Origin of the sequence: Streptomyces sp. NBC_00572 (assembly GCF_026341815.1) — a bacterium.
GTDB lineage: Bacteria > Actinomycetota > Actinomycetes > Streptomycetales > Streptomycetaceae > Streptomyces.
Genome location: NZ_JAPENX010000001.1, coordinates 2,380,804 through 2,405,989, shown reverse-complemented (window position 1 = coordinate 2,405,989; position 25,186 = coordinate 2,380,804). Strand labels below are relative to the sequence as shown.

At 71.3% G+C, this 25,186-nt stretch carries 25 protein-coding genes; 12 read left to right on the top strand and 13 right to left on the bottom strand.

Annotated features, from left to right (window positions below):
• The first annotated feature begins 49 nt into the window (after nucleotides 1-49).
• On the top strand, nucleotides 50-1,018 hold the full coding sequence (locus OG514_RS10900) for an ATP-binding cassette domain-containing protein (RefSeq protein ID WP_266893333.1): 969 nt from the start codon (nucleotides 50-52) through the stop codon (nucleotides 1,016-1,018).
• On the top strand, nucleotides 1,015-1,779 hold the full coding sequence (locus tag OG514_RS10895) for an ABC transporter permease (protein ID WP_266893331.1): 765 nt from the start codon (nucleotides 1,015-1,017) through the stop codon (nucleotides 1,777-1,779). Before OG514_RS10900 ends, OG514_RS10895 begins: the two co-directional genes overlap by 4 nt.
• Before the next feature lie 40 nt (nucleotides 1,780-1,819).
• Here the strand turns inward: OG514_RS10895 and OG514_RS10890 are convergent, their stop codons facing one another.
• The gene (locus OG514_RS10890; protein WP_266893330.1) at nucleotides 1,820-2,044 is read right to left on the bottom strand and encodes a hypothetical protein; all 225 of its coding nucleotides are present in this window, start codon (nucleotides 2,042-2,044) and stop codon (nucleotides 1,820-1,822) included.
• Between the two features lie 7 nt (nucleotides 2,045-2,051).
• On the opposite strand from OG514_RS10890, the gene OG514_RS10885 reads away from it, so the two are divergent.
• Nucleotides 2,052-3,158 carry a sialidase family protein gene (locus OG514_RS10885; RefSeq protein WP_266893328.1) on the top strand — a complete coding sequence of 369 codons (1,107 nt, stop codon included), beginning with the start codon at nucleotides 2,052-2,054 and terminating at the stop codon, nucleotides 3,156-3,158.
• Nucleotides 3,159-3,227: 69 nt separating this feature from the next.
• Here OG514_RS10885 and OG514_RS10880 read toward each other — a convergent pair whose 3' ends face one another.
• Both OG514_RS10880 and OG514_RS10875 read right to left on the bottom strand, forming a co-directional pair.
• Nucleotides 3,228-4,649: a glutamate decarboxylase gene (locus OG514_RS10880; protein ID WP_266893326.1), complete on the bottom strand. Its 1,422-nt coding sequence runs from the start codon at nucleotides 4,647-4,649 to the stop codon at nucleotides 3,228-3,230.
• Nucleotides 4,650-4,710: 61 nt separating this feature from the next.
• The gene (locus OG514_RS10875; RefSeq protein WP_266900818.1) at nucleotides 4,711-5,946 is read right to left on the bottom strand and encodes an ion channel protein; all 1,236 of its coding nucleotides are present in this window, start codon (nucleotides 5,944-5,946) and stop codon (nucleotides 4,711-4,713) included.
• Between the two features lie 194 nt (nucleotides 5,947-6,140).
• Between OG514_RS10875 and OG514_RS10870 the strand changes: the two genes are divergently transcribed.
• Entirely contained in the window at nucleotides 6,141-6,902 is a 762-nt protein-coding gene (locus OG514_RS10870) for a MerR family transcriptional regulator (RefSeq protein WP_266893324.1), read from the top strand.
• Nucleotides 6,903-6,923: 21 nt separating this feature from the next.
• On the opposite strand, the gene OG514_RS10865 is transcribed toward OG514_RS10870, so the two are convergent.
• A complete protein-coding gene (locus tag OG514_RS10865) occupies nucleotides 6,924-7,292 on the bottom strand; it encodes a YbjQ family protein (RefSeq protein WP_266893322.1) in 369 nt (122 codons plus the stop codon).
• Between the two features lie 151 nt (nucleotides 7,293-7,443).
• Between OG514_RS10865 and OG514_RS10860 the strand changes: the two genes are divergently transcribed.
• Nucleotides 7,444-8,148 (top strand): DedA family protein, encoded by a 705-nt coding sequence (locus OG514_RS10860; RefSeq protein WP_266893320.1) that lies wholly within the window; start codon nucleotides 7,444-7,446, stop codon nucleotides 8,146-8,148.
• 24 nt (nucleotides 8,149-8,172) lie between these two features.
• Here OG514_RS10860 and OG514_RS10855 read toward each other — a convergent pair whose 3' ends face one another.
• Together OG514_RS10855 and OG514_RS10850 are read right to left on the bottom strand one after the other, a co-directional pair.
• Nucleotides 8,173-9,843, bottom strand: coding sequence for a threonine/serine exporter ThrE family protein (locus OG514_RS10855; protein WP_266893318.1), 1,671 nt, complete (start codon nucleotides 9,841-9,843; stop codon nucleotides 8,173-8,175).
• A gap of 115 nt (nucleotides 9,844-9,958) precedes the next feature.
• Nucleotides 9,959-10,450, bottom strand: coding sequence for an inorganic diphosphatase (locus OG514_RS10850; RefSeq protein WP_024758444.1), 492 nt, complete (start codon nucleotides 10,448-10,450; stop codon nucleotides 9,959-9,961).
• 102 nt (nucleotides 10,451-10,552) lie between these two features.
• Between OG514_RS10850 and dacB the strand changes: the two genes are divergently transcribed.
• The 6 genes from dacB (at nucleotide 10,553) to folE (ending at nucleotide 17,908) form a co-directional block, all read left to right on the top strand.
• Nucleotides 10,553-11,956 (top strand): D-alanyl-D-alanine carboxypeptidase/D-alanyl-D-alanine-endopeptidase, encoded by a 1,404-nt coding sequence (dacB, locus tag OG514_RS10845; RefSeq protein WP_266893309.1) that lies wholly within the window; start codon nucleotides 10,553-10,555, stop codon nucleotides 11,954-11,956.
• 93 nt (nucleotides 11,957-12,049) lie between these two features.
• On the top strand, nucleotides 12,050-13,189 hold the full coding sequence (locus OG514_RS10840) for a zinc-dependent metalloprotease (RefSeq protein ID WP_266893307.1): 1,140 nt from the start codon (nucleotides 12,050-12,052) through the stop codon (nucleotides 13,187-13,189).
• 208 nt (nucleotides 13,190-13,397) lie between these two features.
• The gene (tilS, locus tag OG514_RS10835; RefSeq protein ID WP_266893305.1) at nucleotides 13,398-14,417 is read left to right on the top strand and encodes a tRNA lysidine(34) synthetase TilS; all 1,020 of its coding nucleotides are present in this window, start codon (nucleotides 13,398-13,400) and stop codon (nucleotides 14,415-14,417) included.
• 41 nt (nucleotides 14,418-14,458) lie between these two features.
• Nucleotides 14,459-14,998: a hypoxanthine phosphoribosyltransferase gene (gene hpt, locus OG514_RS10830; RefSeq protein ID WP_030219931.1), complete on the top strand. Its 540-nt coding sequence runs from the start codon at nucleotides 14,459-14,461 to the stop codon at nucleotides 14,996-14,998.
• 184 nt (nucleotides 14,999-15,182) lie between these two features.
• Entirely contained in the window at nucleotides 15,183-17,201 is a 2,019-nt protein-coding gene (ftsH, locus tag OG514_RS10825) for an ATP-dependent zinc metalloprotease FtsH (protein ID WP_266893303.1), read from the top strand.
• Between the two features lie 101 nt (nucleotides 17,202-17,302).
• The gene (gene folE / locus OG514_RS10820) at nucleotides 17,303-17,908 is read left to right on the top strand and encodes a GTP cyclohydrolase I FolE (RefSeq protein ID WP_266893302.1); all 606 of its coding nucleotides are present in this window, start codon (nucleotides 17,303-17,305) and stop codon (nucleotides 17,906-17,908) included.
• A gap of 163 nt (nucleotides 17,909-18,071) precedes the next feature.
• On the opposite strand, the gene OG514_RS10815 is transcribed toward folE, so the two are convergent.
• The 6 genes from OG514_RS10815 to OG514_RS10790 all read right to left on the bottom strand — a co-directional run bounded on the left by OG514_RS10815 (nucleotide 18,072) and on the right by OG514_RS10790 (nucleotide 22,898).
• Nucleotides 18,072-18,551: a DUF3180 domain-containing protein gene (locus OG514_RS10815; protein ID WP_266893300.1), complete on the bottom strand. Its 480-nt coding sequence runs from the start codon at nucleotides 18,549-18,551 to the stop codon at nucleotides 18,072-18,074.
• Between the two features lie 59 nt (nucleotides 18,552-18,610).
• The gene (folK, locus tag OG514_RS10810) at nucleotides 18,611-19,210 is read right to left on the bottom strand and encodes a 2-amino-4-hydroxy-6-hydroxymethyldihydropteridine diphosphokinase (RefSeq protein ID WP_266893298.1); all 600 of its coding nucleotides are present in this window, start codon (nucleotides 19,208-19,210) and stop codon (nucleotides 18,611-18,613) included.
• Nucleotides 19,207-19,566, bottom strand: a complete 360-nt coding sequence (gene folB / locus OG514_RS10805) for a dihydroneopterin aldolase (protein ID WP_017240053.1) — start codon at nucleotides 19,564-19,566, stop codon at nucleotides 19,207-19,209. The genes folK and folB overlap by 4 nt, the downstream gene beginning before the upstream one ends.
• A 134-nt stretch (nucleotides 19,567-19,700) precedes the next feature.
• A complete protein-coding gene (locus OG514_RS10800) occupies nucleotides 19,701-20,168 on the bottom strand; it encodes a nuclear transport factor 2 family protein (protein ID WP_266893288.1) in 468 nt (155 codons plus the stop codon).
• Nucleotides 20,165-21,025: a dihydropteroate synthase gene (gene folP / locus OG514_RS10795; protein ID WP_266893286.1), complete on the bottom strand. Its 861-nt coding sequence runs from the start codon at nucleotides 21,023-21,025 to the stop codon at nucleotides 20,165-20,167. Before folP ends, OG514_RS10800 begins: the two co-directional genes overlap by 4 nt.
• Nucleotides 21,026-21,053: 28 nt before the next feature.
• A complete protein-coding gene (locus tag OG514_RS10790; protein WP_266893284.1) occupies nucleotides 21,054-22,898 on the bottom strand; it encodes a phosphatidylglycerol lysyltransferase domain-containing protein in 1,845 nt (614 codons plus the stop codon).
• Between the two features lie 165 nt (nucleotides 22,899-23,063).
• Between OG514_RS10790 and OG514_RS10785 the strand changes: the two genes are divergently transcribed.
• A complete protein-coding gene (locus OG514_RS10785; protein WP_266893282.1) occupies nucleotides 23,064-24,176 on the top strand; it encodes an esterase family protein in 1,113 nt (370 codons plus the stop codon).
• Between the two features lie 7 nt (nucleotides 24,177-24,183).
• Here the strand turns inward: OG514_RS10785 and OG514_RS10780 are convergent, their stop codons facing one another.
• Entirely contained in the window at nucleotides 24,184-25,185 is a 1,002-nt protein-coding gene (locus OG514_RS10780) for an ABC transporter ATP-binding protein (RefSeq protein WP_266893280.1), read from the bottom strand.
• Nucleotide 25,186 lies beyond the last annotated feature (1 nt).

Genomic DNA, 25,186 nt, shown 5'->3' with positions numbered 1-25,186 from the left:
GGCGGGCAAGTGGTCAAATTTGACTACGAGCATTTCGGGAGGAATCGACATGACGGTGACTGGCGACGTGATCCTCGTGGAGGGCGCGCGCAAGCGGTACGGCGAGAAGGACGCCCTGGCAGGCCTCGACCTCACCGTCCGGCGCGGCACCGTCCACGGCCTGCTCGGGCCCAACGGCGCGGGCAAGACCACGACGGTACGGATCCTGGCCACCCTGCTGCGCCACGACGAGGGCCTGGTGCGGGTGGCGGGACACGACGTACGGACCGAGGCCCGGGAGGTGCGGCGGCGGATCGGGCTGCTCGGGCAGCACGCGGCCCTCGACGAGGAGCTGGGCGGCCGACAGAACCTGGAGATGTTCGGCCGGCTCCACCACCTGGGCGCGCGGCGCGCGGGCACGCGGGCCGACGAGCTCCTGGAGCGCTTCGGCCTCACACGCACCGGCCGCAAGCCGGTCAAGCAGTTCAGCGGCGGCATGCGGCGGCGGCTCGACCTGGCGGCCTCGCTGATCACGGAGCCCGAGGTGCTGTTCCTCGACGAGCCGACGACGGGACTCGACCCACGCGGGCGTGGCGAGGTCTGGGAGTCGGTGCGCTCGCTCGTCGGCGGGGGCACCACGGTGCTGCTGACCACGCAGTACCTGGAGGAGGCCGACCGGCTCGCCGACCGGATCTCGGTCGTGGACCAGGGGCGGATCGTCGCGGACGGCACGGCCGACGAGCTCAAGGCGCGGGTCGGTGTGGACCGGATCGACGTGGTCGTACGGGACGGGGCACGGCTCGACGAGGCGGCCCGGCTGCTGCCCGCGGCCCGGTCCGAGGTGAGCGTGGACGCCGACCGGCGGCGGCTCAGCGCGCCGGTGGCGGACCGGATGGCCTCGCTCGCCGAGACCGTGCGGGCGCTGGGCGAGGCGGGGATCGAGGCGGAGGACATCGCCCTGCGGCGGCCGACGCTGGACGAGGTCTTCCTGCATCTGACGGACGGGGAGTCGTCCCCGCGGAAGGAGGTGGCGGCATGAGCGCCGCGTACGTGGTGAGCGACTGCTGGACGATGACCCGCCGGGAACTGGCGCACTGGGCGCGGCAGCCGGTACAGGTCCTGGTCGGGCTCGTGTTCCCGGTGATGATGCTGCTGATGTTCGGCTATCTGGTCGGCGGCGGCCGGAGCGTCGACGGCGACTACGTCGACTTCCTGGTGCCCGGGATGCTCACGCTGACCATGGTGTTCGGGCTCGAAGGCACCATGACGGCGGTGACGCAGGACCTGAACAAGGGCGTGATCGACCGGTTCCGGGCGATGCCGATGACCGACGGCGCGGTGCTCGTGGGGCGGGCGGCCGCCGACATGCTCCAGTCGACGGTGGGGCTGCTCGTGATGGTCGGCGTCGGGTACGCGATCGGCTGGCGGGCGAGCGGGGGCCTCGCCGGCACCCTGGGGGCCCTGGGGCTGCTGCTCCTGCTGCGTTTCGCGATGCTGTGGATCGGGATCTTCCTCGCCCTGGTCGCGGGGCGGGCCGAGCTGGTGCAGGCGGTGCAGATCCTGGTCTGGCCCATCGGCTTCCTCTCCAACGCCTTCGCCTCGCCGGACTCGATGCCGGGCTGGCTCGGCACGTTCGTGGAGTGGAACCCGATGTCGGCGACCGCGACGGCGGTCCGTGACCTCTTCGGCAATCCGGGCGGCGAGCCGGGGCACATCTGGGCGGCGGTGGTGTGGCCGCTGGTGCTCCTGGCGGTCTTCTTCCCACTGGCGGTACGGAAGTTCGGGCGGCTCGGGAAGTAGCGGCGCGGAGGTGGGAACCCGGGGGCGGTGAGCGGTGTATTCAAAGCAGCGGTTCACCGCGGACCGCCCGAGGGAGGACAGGGGGACGTGCGATGCGCAGGCCCGTGGGAGGAGTGGCCGGCGCCGTCGTGGCGCTGGTGTTGGTGGTGCTGAGCGGGTGTACGGGGTCGAAGTCGGGTGTGGTGGAAGGCGGTTCGGGGAGTTCGGGGAGTTCGGGGAGTTCGGGGAGTTCGGGGAGTTCGGGCGCCTCGGGGGCGGCCGGCAAGGGTCAGGTGGCGCGTCCGGATCCGGGACTGTTCGGGGCGCCGCCCGAGGTCCCGTCCGCGCCGGGGCTGCCCGGCTGGGCGCACAGTCTGGGGTTCGCGCGGGACGGCAGCGGGTTCGCGCTGCTCGCCTCGTGCGTGAGTGACCCGGTGGTCCCGGCGAACGGCTTCTGCCGGCAGTACGTGGCCGTGCGGGACGCCGGGGCGAGGGAATGGGTGCTGCGGAGGTCCCCGCTGCCGCAGGTGTCGGGGACGGAGGGCATATCGGCGAACCTGCTGCCCCTCGGCCCCGGCCGGGCGCTCGTCGAGGAGGGCGGCGCCGAGCCGGGCGCGCGGACCTGGTTCACGAAGGACGGCGGGCGCAACTGGCGGGCGGGCGACCGGCGTACGGTCGGGACGACCCCGGAGATACCCGCCGGGGCGGTGCTCGACACCGACTGTGCCGTGCCCTCCGGGGCCCTGCCGGACGACTGCGAGCGGCACCGGCTCGTGGTGGTCTCGCCGCAGGACGGGCGACGCCGGGCGCTGGCCCGGGTGCCCTTGCTGGGGGCGCATCCACGCCCCCAGGAGCAGCCGGAGCCCGACGGGTCCTGGTGGGTCTCGGGCACGGACCCGCTGTCGGGGCGGGCGGCGGTCGCCGTCTCCCGGGACGGGGGGCGTGGCTGGACGGTCAGCCGGCTGCCGAGTCCCGCCACAAGCCCCGGATGGCACACGTCGGTGGCGGTGGGCAGGGACGCGGTGTACGCGGCGGAGATGGGGGAGTTGGCCGGTGGTGAGCCCGTCAAGAACCCGATGCGGGCGCTGCACCGTTCCGTGGACGGGGGCAGGACCTGGCAGCGGATGTGGACGACGGGGCCGAGCGAGCAGCCTCGCAGCCTGCTCGGCCTGCCGGTCCCGGGGCCCGGTGGCCGGGTGGAGATCGGCACGGAGCTTTCGGGGTACGAGAGCGTGGACGGCGGCCGTACGTTCGTCCGTCTCGGCGACGGGACGCAGCACACCCGCCGCACCCCGCTGGGCCTGCTGCGCGAGGGAACGCCCTGCCAGTACGCGCTGACTCTGGACGGGGTGCGCTGGTCGGAGTTCCAGCTGGCCTGCGAGGACCCGGCCGGTAACTGACCGGGCGGCTCGCGGCAGTCGCTCCAGGGCGGGTCAGACCCTGATCCGACGGGAATGGTCAGACAGCCCCTAGTGGTGGAAGGAGGTCTCCGCGCTCTTGTCGTGGGTGAGCGGATGGGACTGGCGCCGCAGGTCGGGCAGCAGTCGGCCCAGGTCCTCGATGAGGAGCCCGGCCAGGTCGGCGGAGAAGCCGTTGCGGCAGACCACACGCAGGACGGACAAATCCTCGCGGTTGGCGGGGAAGGTGTAGGCGGGGACCAGCCAGCCCCGTTCGCGGAGGCGGCGGGAGACGTCGAAGACGTCGAAGGAGGTGACGTCGGGGGCGGTGGTGAAGGCGAAGACGGGCAGTTGGTCGCCGCGGGTGAGGAGCCGGAAGTCGCCCGTGGCCTCGATCCGTTCGGCGAGGCCGCGGGCGATGTCCCGGGAGGTCTGCTGCACCGCCCGGTAGCCCTCCCGGCCGAGCCTGAGGAACGTGTAGTACTGCGCGACGACCTGGGCGCCCGGCCGGGAGAAGTTGAGGGCGAAGGTGGGCATGTCGCCGCCCAGGTAGTTGACGCGGAAGACGAGCTCCTCGGGGAGTTCGGCGGGCGAGCGCCACAGGGCCCAGCCGACGCCCGGGTAGACCAGGCCGTACTTGTGACCGGAGGTGTTGATGGAGGAGACGCGGGGCAGCCGGAAGTCCCACACGAGATCGTCGTCGAGGAACGGGGCGACCATGGCGCCGGAGGCGCCGTCGACGTGGACGGGGATGTCGAGACCGGTGCGTTCCTGGAGGGCGTCCAGAGCGGCGCAGATCTCGGCTACGGGTTCGTAGGAGCCGTCGAAGGTCGAGCCGAGGACGGCGACGACGCCGATGGTGTTCTCGTCGCAGAGCGCGGCGGCGGACTCGGCGTCGAGGTGGAAGCGGTCGCCCTCCATGGGGACGAGCCGGGGCTCGACTTCCCAGAAGTTGCAGAACTTGTCCCAGCAGACCTGGACGTTGGCGCCCATGACCAGGTTGGGGCGGGCGGTGCCCGGGTAGCGGTCGGCGTTCCGCTTGGTCCAGCGGCGCTTGAGGGCCATGCCGGCGAGCATGCAGGCCTCGCTGGAGCCGGTGGTGGAACAGCCGACGGCCGTGGCCGGGTCCGGGGCGTTCCACAGGTCGGCGAGCATGGCCACGCAGCGGCGTTCCAGTTCGGCGGTGCGCGGGTACTCGTCCTTGTCGATCATGTTCTTGTCGCGGCACTCGCCCATCAGGACCCCGGCCTGGGGCTCCATCCAGGTGGTGACGAAGGTGGCGAGGTTGAGCCGGGAGTTGCCGTCGAGCATCAGCTCGTCGTGGACGAGCTGATAGGCGTTGGCCGGGGGCAGCGGGCCGTCGGGCATCCGGTGGCGGGGCGGGGCCTCGGTCATGCCGCCGACCGGGTCGGCCGCGCCGAAGAAGGGGTTGAGCGCGAGTCGGCGTTCGGGCTCGGAGGGGGACGCGGCGGGCCCCTGGTGGAGCGGCGGCATGGGGGACTCCTTCTGTCGGGTGGGGAGAGCCGGCGGGGTGGTCGTCTCCAAGGGGGCGGGGTCAGCGCAGGGGGTTGCCCTGTTCGTCGAGTTCGAGCTGGGGGCGGCCGGTGACGATCAGCCAGGCGGGGAGGGAGGCGAGACAGAGCAGGCCGAGTACCGCGGGGGAGGGAGCGAGGACGGCGCCGGTGAAGAGGCTGATCCAGCCCTGCCGGGTGGTGGCGAGCAGGACGCCGAGGACGGCGGAGGAGACGGCGATCGCCGGATGGACCTCGGGGACGAGGGCCTGGGCGAGCAGCCCGAAGGCGGCGCCGATGAAGACCGCGGGGAAGATCCGGCCGCCCCGGAAGCCGCAGGAGGCGGCGACGAGGAGGGCGAAGAGTTTGACGACGGCCAGCTTGGCCAGTTCGCCCGAGGACCAGCTGCCGATCGAGGAGGTGAGTTCCTTGACCTGGTCCAGGCCCTTGAAGAGGGTCAGGGGCCCGCCGAGGGCGCCCAGGAGGCCGAGGACGAGACCGCCGAGGGGCAGCATCAGCATGGGGTGGCGCAGCCGCCGGAAGGCGGCGTGGACGTAGGGGAAGAGGTAGCAGGAGGCGAGGCCGAAGACGGCCGCCGCGGAGGCGATCACCAGAGCGGCGAGGAGGTCGCCCCAGCCGGGGTCGGTGAGCGGCGGGATGTCCATGTCGAAGGTGGGTTCGGCAAGCAGCTGGGTGGTCACCGAGCCGGCGCCGGCGGCGACGAGCGGGGCGAAGAGCCGCTGCCAGAGGGAGCCGCGCCCCGGCGTGCCGGCGAGGGCTTCGGAGATGACGAGGGCAGCGGCCACCGGCGTACCGAAGAGGGCGCCGATGGTGGCGGACGAGGCGAGGGCCACCCAGGCGGCGCCCGGAACGGCCGGCGCGACCTTGCGGCCGAGCCAGTAGGCGAGAGCGATGTTCGACGCGATGATCGGGTTCTCGGGGCCGAGGCTGACTCCGCCGGCGAGCGCGAGGGCGCTCGCGAGGAGGAGGCCGGGTACGACTCCCACGGCGAGCGGCGTCCCGCCGAGGCCCATGGACGCCGGGTCGGGGCCGGCGTGACCGGGGACCTTCCAGACGACGAGGCCCACGGCGATGCCCGCCGCCGTGAGCATGCTGATGATCCAGAGGGAGGAGTAGCCGCCGATGCCGAGGGCGTCGGGCAGGTCGTCCCAGAGGACGTCCTCGAACTCTTCCGAGAGGGCGCTGATCCCCAGATACAGCAAGCTCGCCCCCACCCCGACCAGGAGCGAGGGCAGCACCTGCGGCAGCAGCACCCGCAGTGGGGCCTCGTCGGCGGAGGATGACGGAGCGGGCTGACCGGGCTGACCCGGCGGAGCATGATCGGCGGCCACTGGCCCACCATAAGTGAGCAAATGCCGCACAACATCCCGAAATTCGAGTCGAATGGACTTGCACCTCACGTCACGTCAGGCCCGAGGCTGACACGCGTACCGAGAGAAAGGGCGGACAGCCGATGGGCTACTCCGTGGGACAGGTCTCCGGCTTCGCCGGGGTCACGGTGCGGACCCTGCACCACTACGACGCGATCGGACTGCTCTCCCCGAGCGGCCGCAGCACGGCGGGCCACCGCCGCTACGACGACGCGGACCTCGACCGGCTCCAGCAGATCCTGTTCTACCGGGAGCTCGGCTTCCCCCTCGAAGAGGTCGCCGTCCTCCTCGACGACCCGCACGCCGACCCGCGGGCGCACCTGCGGCGGCAGCACGCGCTGCTGACCGAGCGGATCGGCGAGCTGAAGAGGATGGCGGCGGCCGTCGAGCACGCCATGGAGGCGAAGAAGATGGGCATCAACCTCACCCCCGAGGAGAAGTTCGAGGTCTTCGGGGACAAGGACCCCGAGCGGTACGCGGAGGAGTCCGCCCGCCGCTGGGGCGGCACGCACTCCCACGAACTGGCCCAGGCCAGGGCCGCCGGCTACACGAAGGACGACTGGCAGCGGATGAAGGACGAGGTGGACGTCTGGGGCGCCGCCTACGCCGACCTCATGGAGGAGGGCCTGGCCCCGGAGTCGGAGGAGGCGATGGACCTCGCCGAGGCCCACCGCCGCCACATCACCACCTGGTTCTTCGAATGCCACCCGAAGACCCATGAGGAGCTCGCCGGGATGTACGTCGCCGACGAGAACTTCCACGCCTTCTACGACTCGATCCACGAGGGCCTTCCCGAGCACCTCCATGCCGCCGTCCGGGCGAACGCGGCACGCCTGGCGCCCTGACCCGAAGGCCCACCGGCCGGCTCACGCGCGCGGTGCGATCACCACCGCCGTGCCGTAGGCGCACACCTCCGTGCCCAGTTCCGCCGCTTCCGTCACGTCGAAGCGGAACATGAGCACGGCGTTCGCGCCGCGCGCCTGAGCCTGCTCCACCAGGCGTTCCATCGCCTGGTTGCGGGTCTGCACCAGCGTCTTCGTCAGGCCTTTCAGCTCCCCGCCGATCATCGACTTGAGCCCCGCGCCGATCTGGCTGCCCAGATGGCGGGAGCGGACGGTGAGCCCGAAGACCTCACCGATCACCTGCCGGACCTCGAAGCCCGGCACGTCGTTCGTCGTCACGACCAGCACATCGGGGTGCGGCCCCTGGCCGCCTCCGAACTCCTCGATGCCCATCGGCATACACCTCCTGAGCCCCCAGCCTCGGGGGAGCAGGCCCTGTCCGCATCCTGTGGGCCCCGGGTGGAACCGGTCGCGTTCAGCTCACGTTGATAGCTTGGGGCCAGCCGTCCCCCATGCCCCCACCGACCGCAGGAGCCCGGAACCCGTGAACACGCTTGCCCTCGGACCGAGCTGGCTGGACCCGGATTATCTGATTCAGACCTTTGGTCCGATCGGTGTCCTGGCCATCGTCTTCGCCGAGTCCGGACTCCTCATCGGGTTCTTCCTGCCCGGCGACTCGCTGCTCTTCACCACCGGCCTGCTGATCACGACCGGCAAGCTGGACATGCCGCTGTGGCTGATGTGCACGCTGATCGTGGCCGCGGCGGTCCTCGGTGACCAGGTCGGATACCTCTTCGGGCGGAAGGTCGGCCCGTCCCTCTTCAAGCGCCCCGACTCCAAGCTCTTCAAGCAGGAGAACGTCGAGAAGGCCCACGAGTTCTTCGAGAAGCACGGTCCGAAGTCGCTGATCCTGGCCCGCTTCGTTCCCATCGTGCGGACGTTCACGCCGATCATCGCCGGCGTCAGCCGCATGAACTACCGCCTGTTCGTCACGTTCAACATCATCGGCGGCGTCCTGTGGGGCGCGGGTGTGACCATCCTCGGCGCCCTCCTCGGCAAGATCGACTTCGTGCACCAGCACATCGAGCTGATCCTCGTCGGGATCGTCCTGATCTCCGTCGTACCGATCGTGATCGAGGTCCTGAGGTCCCGCTCCCAGTCGAAGAAGGCGCAGTCCAAGGGCAGCGACCACGACGCCCCCGGGACCCCGAACCCCCAGGGCCCCCGCGGCCGCCACGCCAAGCGCTGAGCCCCACCGGCACCGGAACACCCCCTAGAAGCCCCTGGTCCGCTTGGCCGCACGACGGGCCGCGGCGGCGCCGGGGGCCTGCATGAAGAGGCGGGCCAGCTCGCCTCCCAGGTTCACGCCGATCGCGATCGCCAAGGCCAGGGCCGCCGCCTTCGCAAGGGAGGCGAAGCCCTGGTCCAGGTTGTTCTGGGCGATCGCGAGCACCCCGAAGTACGTCGCCGAACCGGGCAGCAGCGGGCCGATCGCCGCCGTCACGTACGGCAGCGACGAGGTGTGCTCGTAGCGGGCGATCAGCTGCCCGAAGAGGCCCACCAGACCCGCCGCCACCGCCGTCGCCATGACCGTCGACCCGTCCGCGGTCACCGCGATCGACGCGTAGATCACCCAGGCGACCCCGCCGTTCAGCGTCGCGAAGAGCACCGTCGCCCGCGACTGCTGCAACAGGATGGCGAAGGTCGCGCACAGCACCATCGACGCAAGGATCTGCGTCACCGGCCGTTCGACCGCCGTCAGCGCCCCCTCGGGGTTCAGCTGCGCGTCGAACTGCACCGCGATGTACAGCACCGACAGCACGCCCACCACGATCGCGACGAAGAAGTACGCGACCTCCAGGAGCCGGGCCGAGGCCGTGATGTAGAAGCCGGTCAGACCGTCCTGCACGGCCGCCACGAGCGCCCGCCCCGGGATCAGCGCGAACAGGCCACCGGTGATCACCGCCGACGGCCGCAGATCCGCGTGCAGCATCGTCAGGAGCACGCCCATCGCCGCCGGCGGCATCGCCGCCACCAGGAACTGGTAGAACTCCGGCATCCCGCGCCCGGCGAACAGCCACGCCAGCCGGTCGCCGAGCACCGCGCCCAGCGCCGCCACGAAGAACACCGTCGGACCGCCGCCGAGCAGCACCGAGGCCGCACCGGCGAGCACGCCCGCCGCCGCCGTCAGGACCCAGCCGGGATACGGGTGCCGGTTGCGCCGTATCTCCGCGAGCCGCCCGTACGCCTCCTCGGGCGTCACCTCGTGCGCCCGCGCGTTGATGTCGGCGAGCAGCGTGTACACCGCCGCGAGCCGCGTGTAGTCCGTCCCCCGCCGTCGTACCGTCCGGTTCGCCGTGATCGGGTCGTCGACGAGCGACGGCTGATACGTGACGGACAGCAGCGTGAAGGTCACCGTCGGCTCGACGCGGTCCAGACCGTACGAGCGGCAGATCACGAACATCGCCGCCTCGACGTCCTCCGCGCCCTCCCCGCCCGCGAGCAGCAGCTCGCCGATGCGCAGCGTCAGGTCGAGCACCCGCGGCACCGAGGGACCGCTCTCGTCCTCCTTGCGCGACGCCTCGGGCACCGGCCGCTCACCCACCGGCAGCCGCAGCATGGTCCGCATCCGGTCCTGCCACGGCGCGTTCTGCGGGAGCCGCACCAGGGGCACCCCGTACGCCGGGGTGAAGGCGGGCGGCGCGTTCTTGGCCGAGTAGGTGGCCGGCGGCGCGAACGCCGAACCTTCCTGCTCGGCCGACGGCTCCGTCGTCAGTCCCGGGGGAAGGGCGAACTCCGAGGTCGGATGCTCCTCCTCGGGCGGCGCGGGCTGCGCCACACCGGCCGGCGGCACGAAAGCGCTCCGCGCCTCGTCCGACACCGGCTTCCGGTCCTCCGGAACGCCCTCGGGACCGTCCTTCGAGCCGTCCGGCTCCGCCACCACTCTGTCCGCCTCACTCCCTGGGAACCGTGAATTCCAGTATGAGTGTGCGATGGACGTGCGAAAGGCGGTGCACCCAAGGGGTGCACCGCCTTCACACGCTCAGAACAGAACCGACTCAGTGGCCGCCCTGCTCCTTGGCACGCGCGTACGACTTCTCGATCTCTTCCTCGGCCTCGGCGCGACCGACCCAGTCCGCACCCTCGACCGACTTGCCCGGCTCCAGGTCCTTGTAGACCTCGAAGAAGTGCTGGATCTCCAGGCGGTCGAACTCCGCCACGTGGTGGATGTCCCGCAGGTGCTCCATGCGCGGGTCCGTGGCCGGGACGCACAGCAGCTTGTCGTCGCCGCCCGCCTCGTCCGTCATACGGAACATGCCGATGGCGCGGCACTTGATCAGGCAGCCCGGGAAGGTGGGCTCGTCGAGGATGACGAGCGCGTCCAGCGGGTCGCCGTCCTCACCGAGGGTGTTCTCGACGTAGCCGTAGTCGGTCGGGTAGGCCGTCGACGTGAACAGGCGACGGTCCAGGCGGATGCGACCCGTCTCGTGGTCGACCTCGTACTTGTTCCTCGATCCCTTGGGGATCTCGATGAGAACGTCGAACTCCACGGGTGGCTCCTCCTGAATCAACACAAGTGAATGCTCGCGACGACGCGCGGTGATTAAGTGTCCCTCACGCACGTGTGTGATCGCGAAAGGGGCTGGTCAGCAATGCCCGAGCCGAGGATGTGGCAGCTCACGGCGGGCTCCGCCGCCCTCGGACTGGCCCTGGCCGCCGTGGCGGTGACCTCGGCCGGGCCGTGGGACTCGGGTCAGCGTACGGCCGAGCGGGCCCGCGCCGCCGCCCCGACGACGGGTGGCGCGCGTCACGCCCCGCCCCCCGCACCCGCTCCGCCCCGCCGCCCCGCACCCGCCCCGAGCGCCCCCGGCGTCCTCACCGCCCTCCACGCCCCGGCCCCCGGCGGACGCCCCGCGGACCTCGCCGCCCGGCTCGTACCGCTCCTCGCCGACCCTGGTCTCGGCCCCCTGCGCACCGCCTCCGTCGTCGACACCGCCACCGGCAAGCAGCTGTACGGCGAGGGCGCCGGCACCCCCATGACCCCCGCCTCCACGGTCAAGATCGCCACCGCCGCCGCCGCACTCTCCGCCCTCGGCCCCGACCACCGCATCGCGACCACCGTCACCGCGGCCCCCGACGGCCGGACCGTCACCCTCACCGGCGGCGGCGACCCCACCCTCGACCCGGCCCGCCTCAAGGCCCTCGCCGCCGACACCGCCCGCGCCCTCACCGCCCGCGGCCACACCTCCGTACGCCTCACGTACGACGCGAACCTCTACCCGGGCCCCACGCTCCACCCCATCGGCCCCAACGAGAACATCGCTCCCGTCGTCGCCCTCATGACCGACGAAGGACGCCTCGACGACAGCGAGAGCGGCCCCGCGCCCCGCACCGGCGACCCGGCGGGCGACACCGCCACCGCCTTCGCGGGCCACCTCACCGCGGCCGGGATCAAGGTCACCGGCGACCCGGCCCCCGGCCGCACCCCGAAGGCCGCCCCCCTCGCCCGTACGTACTCCGCCCCCCTCGCCGACCTCGTCGAGCACACCCTCACCCACAGCGACAACGACCTCGCCGAAGCCCTGGCCCGCCAGACCGCCCTCGCCAGGAAGCAGCCCGCGAGCTTCGACGGCGCGAGCAAGGCCGTACGGGACGAACTCGCCCGGCTCGGCCTCCCCGTCGCCGGCGCCCGCTTCGCCGACGGCAGCGGACTCGACCGCCGCGACCGCGTCTCCGCCGCCCTCCTCACCGGACTCCTCACCCGGGCGGCCGACCCCGCCCGCCCCGCCCTGCGCCCGCTCCTCACCGGACTGCCCGTCAGCGGCTTCACCGGCACCCTCGCCGGCCGCTTCGACACCGCACCCGCCACCGCGGGCGCCGGACTCGTCCGCGCCAAGACCGGCACCCTGACGGGTGTCAACACCCTCGCCGGGACCGTCGTCACCGCCGACGGACGCCTCCTCGCCTTCGCGTTCCTCGCCGGCGCCACCTTCTCCCCGTACGAGGCGCAGCCCGCCCTCGACCGCCTCTCCGCCGCCCTCGCCGGCCAGGACTGACCAGGCACCCGCCCCGCGCCACCCCCGTCCCGACCCGAACGGAAGCCGTCCCGAACCCGCACCGAACAGGCTTCGAGACCGTACGGTTGACGCATGACGAGCATCGGTGGCGCAGGCACATCCGGGATGGTCGACTGGAACCTCGCGGTCGCGACCGCGACCCGCCTCGTGCGGCCCGGACCCGAAGTCAGCCGCGACGAGGCCCGCGAGGTCGTCGCCGAACTCCGCAAGCACGCCAAGGCCTCGGAGGAACACGTCCGGGCCTACACCCGAATGATTCCCGAGGGTATGGAGCCCCACGACACGCCCGTCCTCGTCGTCGACCGGGCCGGCTGGATCAAGGCCAACGTCGCCGGCTTCCGCGAGCTCCTCACCCCCCTCCTCGGGAAGATGCAGGACCGCCGGTCGGGCAACGCGGGCAGCGCCGTCCTCGGCGCCGTCGGCGGCAAGGTCACCGGCGTCGAACTCGGCATGCTGCTGTCGTTCCTGGCCTCCCGCATCCTCGGCCAGTACGAGACCTTCGCCCCCGCCACCCGCGACCTCCCCGCCGGAGGCAACGGCGGCGGACGCCTCCTCCTCGTCGCGCCCAACATCGTCCACGTCGAACGCGAACTCGAGGTCAACCCGCACGACTTCCGGCTCTGGGTCTGCCTCCACGAGGAGACCCACCGCACCCAGTTCACCGCCGTCCCCTGGCTACGTGACCACCTCCAGGGCGAAATCCAGTCGTTCCTCGCCGCCACCGACGTCGACCCCGGCACCGTCGTCGAACGCCTCCGCGAAGCCGCCCAGACCCTCGCCGGCGGTCGCCCCGAAGCGGAGGAGGGCGAGCCCGCCCCCTCCCTCGTCGAACTCGTCCAGACCCCCGAGCAGCGCGAGATCCTCGGCCGCCTCACCGCCGTCATGTCCCTCCTCGAAGGCCACGCCGACTACGTCATGGACGGCGTCGGACCCCAGGTCGTGCCCTCCGTCGCCGAGATCCGCGAGAAGTTCCAGCAGCGCCGCGCACGCGGTGCCTCCCGCCTCGACCTCGCCCTGCGCAAGCTCCTCGGCCTCGACGCCAAACTCCGCCAGTACCGCGACGGCGAGCGCTTCGTCCGCGCCGTCGTCGACCAGGTCGGCATGGACGGTTTCAACCGCGTGTGGACCTCCCCCAACACGCTCCCCACCAAGACCGAGATCGCCGCCCCCGCCGACTGGATCGCGAGGGTGCACCGTAAGGCAGACTCGTGAGACTGGTGCGGCACACGGCACAGCAACACGTCGGAACACCCCACCAATCACCCATCCGAGGGACCCTGGGCATGGGGTGAGGCGTGCAATGCTCGGGTAACGGCCGGGTTTCTGTCACCATCGACGCACTCTGAGTGACCGAACCCCCCTTTCCGACCGTTAAGACTCCGACCGAGGCACCCCACCCCATTCACGAAGGGCACCGGACATGGGTCCCCATCCTGCGGTCGCGGCGATACGCCTGGCGGTCCGCCGCGTACTCCACGACGTTCTCACCGAGCACCAGACCGACCCCGCCCCCGCACGCGACGCACACACCCCCCTCGTGCTCGTCGCCTGCTCCGGAGGCGCCGACTCGATGGCGCTCGCCTCCGCCCTCGCCTTCGAGGCCCGCAAGCTTCCCGTGCGCGCCGGCGGCATCACCGTCGACCACGGACTCCAGGACGGCTCCGACACCCGCGCCGGCGAGGTCGCCGGACGCATGACCGCCCTCGGACTCACCCCCGCCGAGGCCGTCGCCGTCACCGTCGGCCGCGAAGGAGGACCCGAAGCCGCCGCCCGCGACGCGCGGTACGCGGCGCTCGACGCCGCAGCCGAACGCCACGGAGCCGCCGCGATCCTCCTCGGCCACACCCGCGACGACCAAGCGGAAACCGTCCTGCTCGGGCTCGCCCGCGGCTCCGGCATCCGCTCGCTCTCCGGCATGGCCGCGATCTCCGGTGCCTCCGGCCGCTACCGGCGCCCCTTCCTCCAGCTCGACCGCCAGACCGTCCGCAAGGCCTGCGTCGCACAGGAACTCGCCGTCTGGGACGACCCCCACAACAGCGACCCCGCCTACACCCGCTCACGCCTCCGCCACGAGGGCCTCCCCGCCCTGGAGAAGGCCCTCGGCAAGGGCGTCGTCGAAGCCCTCGCCCGAACGGCCCAGCTGTCCCGCGACGACGCCGACGCCCTCGACACCTGGGCCGCCGACGCCGAGACCCGCGTACGCGACGAGGCGGGCGCCCTCGAATGCGCCAAGCTCTTCGGGCTGCCCCCCGCCGTACGCCGCCGCGTCCTGCGCCGCGCCGTCATCGCCGAGGGCGCGCCCGCGGGCTCCCTCTTCGCCCGGCACATCGAAGAAGTCGACCGGCTCATCACCGGCTGGCGCGGCCAGGGGGCCATCAACCTGCCCGGCCGCGTCGAAGCCCGCCGCCAGGGTGGCAGACTGGTCATCCGGCAAGGCTGACGCACGCTGCAACGAAAGTGACCCGGGTGAACGAGAAGGACATGGGCACCGACCTCCAGTCGGTGCTCATCACCAAGGAAGAGATCGACGCCAAGCTGGCAGAGCTGGCCGCGAAGATCGACGCGGAATACGCGGGCAAGGACCTGCTCATCGTCGGCGTCCTCAAGGGCGCGGTGATGGTGATGGCGGATCTGGCTCGCGCCCTTTCCACCCCCGTCACCATGGACTGGATGGCCGTGTCCTCCTACGGCGCCGGCACCCAGTCCTCGGGCGTCGTCAGGATCCTCAAGGACCTCGACACCGACATCAAGGGCAAGCACGTCCTGATCGTCGAGGACATCATCGACTCCGGCCTGACCCTGTCCTGGCTGCTGTCGAACCTCGGCTCGCGCGAGCCCGCCTCCCTGGAGGTGTGCACGCTGCTGCGCAAGCCCGAGGCCGCGAAGGTCGCGATCGACGTCAAGTGGATCGGTTTCGACATCCCCAACGAGTTCGTCGTGGGCTACGGCCTCGACTACGCCGAGAAGTACCGGAACCTTCCGTTCGTCGGCACGCTCGCCCCGCACGTCTACGGCGGCTGACAGCCCGAGCTGACAGTCCCGTCGTACGGGGAACCACGACCGCCTTCCCCCCGTTGAACCACGGGAAGGCGGTCGCGGGCGACGATGCTGAGGTACCGTCCGAAGAACAGCTTTTTCATACAGCAGCTCTCACAGCAGCATTTTCCTACGGGCAGGAGGGACGGGGCGTTCTCGCTCCGTATGGATGGACGTGAAGCGATACTTCCGTGGGCCGGTCATGTGGATCGTGCTGGCCGTCCTCGCCGTGGTCGTGCTGATGCAGGTCGTCGGCTCGTCCGAGGGCTACAAGACGGTGGACACCGGCAAGGTCGTCCAGGCGATCGACAAGAACCAGGTCAAGCAGGCAAAGATCACCACCGGTGACGAGCAGATCGTCAAGATCGAGCTCGTCGACGGCCAGAAGATCGACAACAGCAGCAAGGTCCAGGCCAGCTACATCGGCACCCAGGGCGCCGACCTCGCCGACAAGCTGCAGGAGAAGTTCGAGGCCGGGCAGATCGAGAAGGGCTACACCGTCTCGCCGACGAAGCAGTCGCCCTTCGTCTCGATCCTGCTCTCCCTCCTCCCCTTCGTCCTCATCGTGGTCGTCTTCCTCTTCCTGATGAACCAGATGCAGGGCGGCGGCTCCCGCGTCATGCAGTTCGGCAAGTCCAAGGCCAAGCTCATCACCAAGGACACGCCGAAGACCACCTTCGCCGACGTCGCGGGCTCGGACGAGGCCGTCGAGGAACTCCACGAGATCAAGGAATTCCTCCAGGAGCCGGCGAAGTTCCAGGCCGTCGGCGCCAAGATCCCCAAGGGCGTCCTGCTCTACGGCCCGCCCGGAACCGGCAAGACGCTCCTCGCGCGCGCCGTCGCCGGCGAGGCCGGGGTGCCGTTCTACTCGATCTCCGGTTCCGACTTCGTCGAGATGTTCGTCGGTGTCGGTGCCTCCCGGGTCCGTGACCTCTTCGAGCAGGCCAAGGCCAACGCGCCCGCCATCGTCTTCGTCGACGAGATCGATGCCGTCGGACGCCACCGCGGCGCCGGCCTCGGCGGCGGCCACGACGAGCGCGAGCAGACGCTCAACCAGCTCCTCGTCGAGATGGACGGCTTCGACGTGAAGGGCGGCGTCATCCTGATCGCCGCCACGAACCGGCCCGACATCCTCGACCCCGCCCTCCTGCGCCCCGGACGGTTCGACCGGCAGATCGCCGTCGACCGACCGGACATGCTGGGCCGTCTGGAGATCCTCAAGGTCCACCAGAAGGGCAAGCCGGTCGCTCCGGACGTCGACCTCGGCGCCGTCGCCCGACGCACCCCCGGCTTCACCGGCGCGGACCTCTCCAACGTCCTCAACGAGGCGGCGCTCCTCACCGCGCGCGGCGATCAGAAGCTGATCGACAACAACGCGCTCGACGAGGCGATCGACCGTGTGGTCGCGGGCCCGCAGAAGCGGACCCGGATCATGTCGGAAAAGGAGAAGAAGATCACCGCGTACCACGAGGGCGGCCACGCCCTCGTCGCGGCGGCCCTGCCGAACTCCGACCCCGTCCACAAGATCACCATCCTGTCCCGCGGCCGTGCCCTGGGCTACACGATGGTCCTGCCGGACGAGGACAAGTACTCCACCACCCGCAACGAGATGCTCGACCAGCTGGGCTACATGCTGGGCGGGCGCGCGGCCGAGGAGCTCGTCTTCCACGACCCGACCACGGGCGCGGCCAACGACATCGAGAAGGCCACGGCCACCGCGCGAGCGATGGTCACGCAGTACGGCATGACCGAGCGTCTGGGCGCGATCAAGTTCGGCGGCGACAACACCGAGCCGTTCCTCGGGCGCGAGATGTCGCACCCGCGGGACTACTCGGAAGAGGTCGCCGCGCTGGTCGACGAAGAGGTCAAGAAGCTCATCGAGACCGCGCACAACGAGGCCTGGGAGATCCTCGTCGAGAACCGAGACGTTCTCGACAACCTGGTCCTCGCCCTCCTGGAGAAGGAGACGCTGGGCAAGGAGGAGATCGCCGAGATCTTCACCCCCATCGTCAAGCGCCCGGCCCGCCCGGCCTGGACCGGCTCCTCCCGCCGTACCCCGTCCACGCGTCCGCCGGTGCTCTCCCCCAAGGAGCTCGCCCTGACGAACACGGCGAACGGCTCGGCGGCCCCGACGGTCGACACCACGAAGGGCATCGACATCGCCCCGGTGGACACCCCGGAGGACTGACCGTCCCGACCCCCGGAATGGCTGCCGCGCCCCCACAGGTTTTAGCCTGTGGGGGCGCGGCTTTTCCGCGCACATCAGTTCAGACGGAACGAGGCACAGAGATGACCGACCCGGTGACGCTGGACGGCGAGGGCAAGATCGGCGAGTTCGACGAGAAGCGCGCCGAAGCAGCCGTACGCGAGCTCCTCATCGCGGTCGGCGAGGACCCGGACCGCGAGGGCCTGAAGGAGACGCCGGCGCGGGTGGCGCGGGCTTACAAGGAGCTTTTCGCGGGCCTGTGGCAGAAGCCCGAGGACGTTCTGACGACGACGTTCGACCTGGGGCACGACGAGATGGTCCTCGTGAAGGATATCGAACTGACGTCCCAATGCGAGCATCATCTGCTCCCGTTTCATGGTGTAGCCCACATCGGTTACATTCCGGCCGAAACGGGCAAGATCACCGGACTTTCCAAGCTGGCGCGCCTCGTCGACGTCTTCGCCCGCCGCCCGCAGGTGCAGGAGCGCCTGACGACACAGATCGCTGACTCGCTGATGCGCATCCTCGATGCCCGTGGTGCGATCGTCGTCATCGAGGCCGAGCACATGTGCATGGCTCTGCGTGGCGTCCGTAAGCCGGGCGCGAAGACGACCACCTCGGCTGTGCGCGGTCAGCTTCGTGACGCTACGACACGCGCTGAGGCCATGTCCCTGATATTGGCCCGTTAGCGGCGAGCTGTCCGCCTTGCTCCATACCGTCCCCGATCAGTGGAGTTGATCGCTGATCAAGGGGGATCGGTATGGGGTACGGACTGACCGGCAAGATGCTGGTGAACCTCGTGGACGGATGTGCCCAGGCGAAGGGCACCTCGCGCGGTGCCCTGGTAGGGACCTAGGCCGCCGGTGCCTGGTTCTTGTCGTCGTCCTCCGGGAGCTTGCAGACGCGCTCCAGGAAGAGGGCGGCGGCGATGACGGCCAGGCCGGCCAGGACCGCGAAGGCGGCGTAGAGAGCCTGGTCGCGGCGCGCCGGGACGTCGAGGGAGCCGAGGAGGAAGACGCCCGTGCCGCCGTACATGCCGGCGACGAGGGCGGCCACCAGGGCGCTCGCCTGGCCGAAGACCACCGCGCGGGCCGCCATCAGGGGTTCGACGCCCTTGGCGCCGGGGCGGCGCTCGCGCTGGGCCTTGAGGCGGGCGCGGATCGAGAGGGCGGTCGCCGTGAGCACGACCGCGATCACGGCGAGGACGATGGGCGCGGCGATCGGCACGCTGGGAAGGGTGCCGACCGCGTCCCAGAGCCGCGCGGCGCCCCAGGAGAGGATTCCGGCCACGAGGAACAGTCCGGCGAGCACCTTGAGCCGCAGTTGTTTCACCGGATGTCCTTCGCGTGGTCGTCGGTCGTGGTCGGGCGGTCTGCCACGAAGCGTAACGACTACTCGGGCAGACGGAGTTCCAGGTCGGCGCGGCGTGCGACGCCTTCGCTGCCGAGGGTGGCGAGGAGCTCGGCGACGGGGCCGTGGCCGGGGATCCGGGCTTCGGGGTCCACGTCGTGCCAGGGGGCGAGGACGAAGGCGCGCTGGTGGGCGCGGGGGTGCGGGAGGGTGAGGACGGGGTCCTCGGAGACCACGTCCGCGTAGGCGACGATGTCGACGTCGATGGTGCGGGCGCCCCAGCGCTCCTCGCGGACGCGGTGGAAGGCCTCCTCGACGGCGTGGGCCCGCTCCAGGAGGGAGGAGGGCGGCAGGGTCGTCTTGAGGAGCGCGACGGCGTTGAGGTACGAGGGCTGGGTGCCGGGCTCGACGCCCCAGGGCTCCGTCTCGTACACGGGGGAGACGGCCTTGACCCGGAGGCCCGGGGTGTCCGCGAGGGCGTCGACGGCCCCCTGGAGGGTCTCCAGGCGGTTGCCGAGGTTGGCGCCGAGGGCCACGACGGCCCAGCGGGGGTTGGACAGCGTCGTGTCGGCGGCGTCGACGGTCGCGACGACGGAGGCCGGTACGGGCTGGACGGTGGGGTCGCTCTGTGTCGGCTTCATCGTCGGCTCCGGGTGATCGTGATGGTCACGTCGTCGAAGGGCACGGTGATGGGTGCGTCCGGCTTGTGGACGACGACTTCCACCTCTTGTACCCCGGCGTGGCTGAGGCATTGCTGGGCGATGCGCTCGGCGAGGGTTTCGATGAGGTCGACGGGCTCGCCCTGGACGACGTCGACGACCTCTTCGGCGACGATCCCGTAGTGAACGGTCTTGGCCAGGTCGTCGTCGGCGGCCGCCGGGCGGGTGTCCAGGCCGAGGACCAGGTCCACGATGAAGGTCTGGCCCTCCTCGCGCTCCTTGGGGAAGACGCCGTGGTGGCCCCGGGCCTTGAGGCCGCGCAGCGCGACACGATCCACGCGAATCACTCCTGCTGTCGTAGTTCGGTGGCCACGCAGCCGGGTGCGGACGGCCGGGTGTCCAGCATCGAATCTACCCGCGGGGACCGACAGCGCTTGCCCTCGGGGGCCGTGGGCGGGTCAGGGGAGGGGGTTCAGGCCTTGTCCGTACCGGGGTCGCCGTCCTCGTTCTCCTCGGTCTCCGCAAGGACGGGAGAGGCGTGGTGGGACCAGATCTTCCAGCCGTCGGATGTGTGGCGGAACACATTGGTGGCGACGACGAGCTGGCCGACGAGGGGTCCCAGTTCGGCGCCGTCCTCGGCGGGGCCGCCGCTGAGGATGTTCTCGGTGCAGGTGACGACGGCGGTGCGGCCGGCCAGGGAGACCTTGAGGTCGGTGAGGAAGAACTGGATGTACTCGGTGTTCGCCATGATCAGCGCGTACGAGCGGAGCACCTCGCCGCGGCCGGTGAGGACGGGCCAGCCGGGGTGGACGCAGGTGATGGGGGTGGCTCCGTCGTCGAGCCAGAGGTCCGAGACGCGCTCGAAGTCGCCGGTCTCCATCGCCTCGTAGAAGGCGGTGTTGGCGGCTTCGACGGCCGCCGCGTCGGTGCTGCGGCTCACGCGGCTCCCTCGACGGCGCGGGCGACCCGTACGGCGTCGGCGGTGGCCCGGACCTCGTGGACGCGGACGGCCCACGCGCCCGCGTGGGCGGCGAGGGCGGAGACGGCGGCGGTGGCGGCGTCGCGTTCGCGGGCGGGGGGCGGGGCGGAGCCCTCGTGGGCGAGGACGTGGCCGAGGAAGCGTTTGCGGGAGGCGGCGACCAGGAGGGGGCGGCCGAGGGCGCGGAGCTCGGGGAGGTGGGCGACGAGGGCGAGGTCGTGGGGGGCGAGCTTGGCGAAGCCGAGGCCCGGGTCGACGACGATGCGCTCGGGGTCGATGCCGCCGTCGACGACGGCTTCCAGGCGGGTGCGGAGTTCGCCCACGACCTCGGTGACGACGTCGTCGTAGACGGCGAGGCTGTTCATGTCCTGGCTGAATCCGCGCCAGTGCATGACGACGAAGGGGACTTCGGCGGCGGCGACGGCGGGGATCATGCCGGGGTCGGCGAGGCCGCCGCTGACGTCGTTGACGAGGAGGGCGCCGGCTTCGACGGCGCGGGCGGCGACACTGGCGCGCATGGTGTCGACGGAGACGGTGACGCCTTCGGCGGCGAGGCCGCGGACGACGGGGACGACGCGGCGGAGTTCTTCCTCCTCGTCGACGCGGCTGGCGCCGGGCCGGGTGGACTCGCCGCCGACGTCGATGAGGTCGGCGCCCTCGGCGGCGAGTTCGAGGCCGTGTTTGACGGCGGCCGTGGTGTCGAACCAGCGGCCGCCGTCGGAGAAGGAATCGGGCGTCACGTTGACCACGCCCATGACCGCGCAGCGGTCCCACTCCGGCAGGCCCCGGGCCGTACCCCGGTCGATCGTCGTACTCATGTGTCCAGCGTAGGGCCCAGGGGGGTGATCAGGCGGCGCGGATCCCGCGCTCCGTCGCCGCGGGGACGATGTGGGCGCAGGGGCGGCGGGCCGGGGCGGGGCGCCTGCGGGTGAAGGGACGGGGCAGGGAGAAGTTCACGAAGCCTTCGGCCTGCATGGCGGCGAAGCCGATGCGGGGGAGGTCGCGGCTCTTGCGGTAGACGACGAAGCGGGGTTCCCAGCGGGGCTGGAACTTGGCGTTGAACTTGTACAGCGACTCGATCTGGAACCAGCGGGAGAGGAAGACGAGGAGTCCTCGCCAGACGCGCAGGACGGGTCCGGCGCCGATCTTCTCGCCGCGGGCGAGGGCCGAGCGGAACATGGCGAAGTTGAGGGACACGCGCGCGATGCCGAGGTCGGGGGAGGCCTGGAGGGCGGCGACGATGAGGAGCTCGTTCATGCCGGGGTCGGCGGAGCGGTCGCGGCGCATGAGTTCGAGGGACATGCCGTCGGGGCCCCAGGGGACCAAGTGGATGATCGCCTTGAGGTCGCCGTAGGCGGAGTCCGGGGCGTCGTCCGCGTCGGTCTTGTGGGCGGTCGCTATGACGGCGTCGCCGTCGCCGGGGGCGCCGATGCGGCCGAGGGCCATGGAGAAGCCGCGCTCGGTGTCGGTGCCGCGCCAGTCGGCGGCGGCGCGGCGGACCTGTTCGAGTTCGGCGTCGTCGAGGTCACGGACGCGGCGGACCTGGGTGGTGTAACCGTTGCGTTCGATGCGCTTGACCATCTGGCGGACGTTGCGCATGGCCCGTCCGGCGAGGGAGAAATCCGCGACGTCGACGACCGCCTCGTCGCCGAGTTCGAGGGCGTCGAGGCCGGTCTCGCGGGTCCAGACCTGGCCGCCGGTCTCGGAGCAGCCCATGACGGCGGGGGTCCAGGAGTGGGCCTTGGCCTCGTCCATGAAGCGTTCGATGGCGCCGGGCCAGGCCTCGACGTCGCCGATGGGGTCGCCGCTGGCGAGCATGACGCCGGAGACGACGCGGTAGCAGACGGCGGCCTTTCCGCTGGGGGAGAAGACGACGCCCTTGTCGCTGCGGAGCGCGAAGTGGCCGAGGGAGTCGCGGCCGCCGTGCTGGTCGAGGAGGGCGCGGAGCCGGACCTCGTCCTCGTCGGTGAGGCGGGCGGCGGGGTGCTCGGGGCGGAAGGCGAGGTAGATGGTGGTGAGGGCGGTGAGCATGCCGAGGGCGCCGAGGGAGTAGCCGACGGTCCAGTCCACGCCGTTGGTGTACCTGACGGGGCCTTCGACGCCGAAGAGTCCGTACAGGACGTGTTCGAGGCGGTCGGCGAGGCTGGGGCTGCCGATGACGCGGCGCGGGTGGGCGCTGACGATGACGAGGCCGAGGGCGATGGATCCGGCGCCCATGACGACGAAGTTGGCGAGCGCGCGCCAGCGGCTGCGGGGGTCGGGCAGGGCGGCGAACTCGCCGCGGTGGCGCAGGAGGAATGCGAGGAGTACGAGGGAGAGGAGGGTGCCGAGGACGGAGTGGCGCCAGACGAACTGGGCGACGGCGCCGACGGGGAGGAGGACGGCGGCGGCGCGCCAGGCGCGGCGCTTGCGCCGCTTGAGGCCGTGGGCGAGGAGGAGCAGGAGGACGCCGGCGCTCAGGGCGAGGGCGGAGGAGAGGGGGCCGATGGTGCCGGGGAGGACTTCCGCGAGCGCGCGCATACGGCTGGCGCGGAAGCGGGGGAAGACTCCGGTGGCGATGTCGACGAAGCCGATCAGGGTGCAGGCCGTGCCGACGAGGGCGGGGACCTTCTCGGGGCGGGGGCCGCGGAGAATACGGCGTACCCGAACCGGAACCAATCCTGATTTGTCCCCATCTACTGTGACAGACATGGCTTCCCGTGCTTCCCGTGGTCCTGCGAAGGGTCCTTGACTCCGGTCGGGCCCTGCGGCGCGTTCGGCGGGCCGTTCCGGTTGGTGCGCCTTCTAGGACGGAGTCGTGCGGGGTCGGGTTCATCGGTTCACAGGAAATTCTCGGAAAGAAGGCTCGGTCGTCCCATGGGTCTCACCAGTAACAAAGTTCTCGTGGTGGCGGTCGTGCTGGCCGTGGCGCTGTTCCTCGCCACGGTCTGGTTCTGGCCGCGGCTCGCGCGTCGTGGCTGGCGGGCCGTGGTGGGGCGGGTCGGGCTGCTGCTCGTGACGCAGGTGGCGCTGTTCGCGGCGGTGGGCCTGGCGGCGAACCGGTCCTTCCTCTTCTACGGTTCGTGGGCGGACCTGTTCGGGCAGGAGCAGGACATGGGTGTGGTCGTCGACCACGCGGGCGATTCGAAGGACCTGCGGGTGGTGGGGAAGCAGGGACTCGACGTGCCCGGCGGCGGCCGTCCGTCGGTCGCCGGCCAGATACAGAAGGTCGTGGTGGCGGGGGAGCGGTCCAAGATCGCCTCGTCGGCCTATGTGTACCTGCCGCCGGAGTACTTCCAGGAGCGGTACGCGAAGCGCACGTTCCCGGCCGCGGTGGTGCTGACGGGCTATCCGGGCACGGCCGAGAACCTGATCAAGGGGCTGAAGTACCCGAAGACGGCGTACCTCCAGGCGAAGGAGGGACGGATGCAGCCGATGATCCTGGTGATGCTCCGGCCGACGGTGGCCCCGCCGCGGGACACCGAGTGCGTGGACATTCCCGGTGGCCCGCAGACGGAGACCTTCTTCGCCGAGGACCTGCCGAAGGCCGTCTCGGAGACGTACCGGGTGGGCACGAAGCCCCGTAACTGGGGGTTCATGGGGAACTCCACGGGCGGGTACTGCGCGCTGAAGATCGCTCTGCACCACCCGGACCGGTTCGCCGCGGGGGCGGGGTTCTCCGCGTACTACCGGGCGGCGGAGGACGTGACGACGGGCGATCTCTTCCACGGGGACGACCGGCTGCGCAAGCGGGGCGATCTGCTGTGGAGCCTGGACCACGGCCGGCAGGGCGACTCGTCGTTCCTGGTGACGACGTCGAAGCAGGGCGAGGGCAACCGCCGGGGCACGCTCGACTTCATCAAGAGGGTGAAGAGCCCGGCGAAGGTCTCGTCGATCACGCTGGAGAGCGGCGGCCACAACTTCAACACGTGGAACCGGGAGATCCCGCCGGGGCTGGTCTGGATGAGCGGCAAGCTCAGCGCGACCTGAGCCTCGCTCAGGAAGCCGGGGCCGTGGCCGACGCCCGGCGCAGGGCGCGGTGGACGCCCTCCGGGGTGAGGACGCCGAGGGGGCGGCCGTCGTCGCCGGTGACAGTGAGCCGGCCCGTGTCGTGCTGGAGGAGCACGGCGAGGGCGTCCTTGAGCGAGGTCCCGAGCGGGACGGGGTCGGGGGCGCCGTTCCGGCTCGCGGGCTTTTCCAGGGCCGCGGGATGTCCCGCCGGTACGGGTTCGAGGTCGGCCTCGGTGACGGGTGTGACCGCCAGCCGCTTCAGGCCCCGGTCGCTGCCGACGAAGTCCGCGACGTACGGGGTGGCGGGGGAGCCGAGGACGGTCGCCGGGGTGTCGAACTGCTCGATGCGGCCCTGTCCGTAGACGGCCATGCGGTCGCCCATGCGGACGGCCTCCTCGATGTCGTGGGTGACGAGGAGGACGGTCTTGCGGACGGTGGCCTGGAGGGCGAGGAACTCGTTCTGGAGGCGCTCGCGGACCACGGGGTCGACGGCGCCGAACGGTTCGTCCATGAGGAGGACCGGCGGGTCCGCGGCGAGGGCGCGGGCCACGCCGACGCGCTGGCGCTGACCGCCGGAGAGCTGCGCGGGGTAGCGGGAGCCGTAGACGGCCGGGTCGAGGCCGACGAGGTCGAGGAGTTCGGCGGCACGCGCGCGTGCGGCGGCCTTCTTCCAGCCGAGGAGGGCGGGGACGGTCGCGGTGTTGTCGAGGACCGTGCGGTGGGGGAAGAGCCCGACCTGCTGGATGACGTAGCCGATCTTGCGGCGCAGGGCGACGGGGTCGACGTCGGCGATGTCCACGCCGTCGACGAGGACGCGTCCGGAGGTCGGTTCGACGAGCCGGTTCACCATCATCATCGTGGTCGTCTTGCCGCAGCCGGACGGCCCGACCAGGGTGACGAGTTCGCCCTCCGCCACCTCGAAGGAGAGGTCGTCGACGGCGGTGGTGCCGTCCGCGTACCGCTTGGTCACGTGCTCGAACCGGATCATG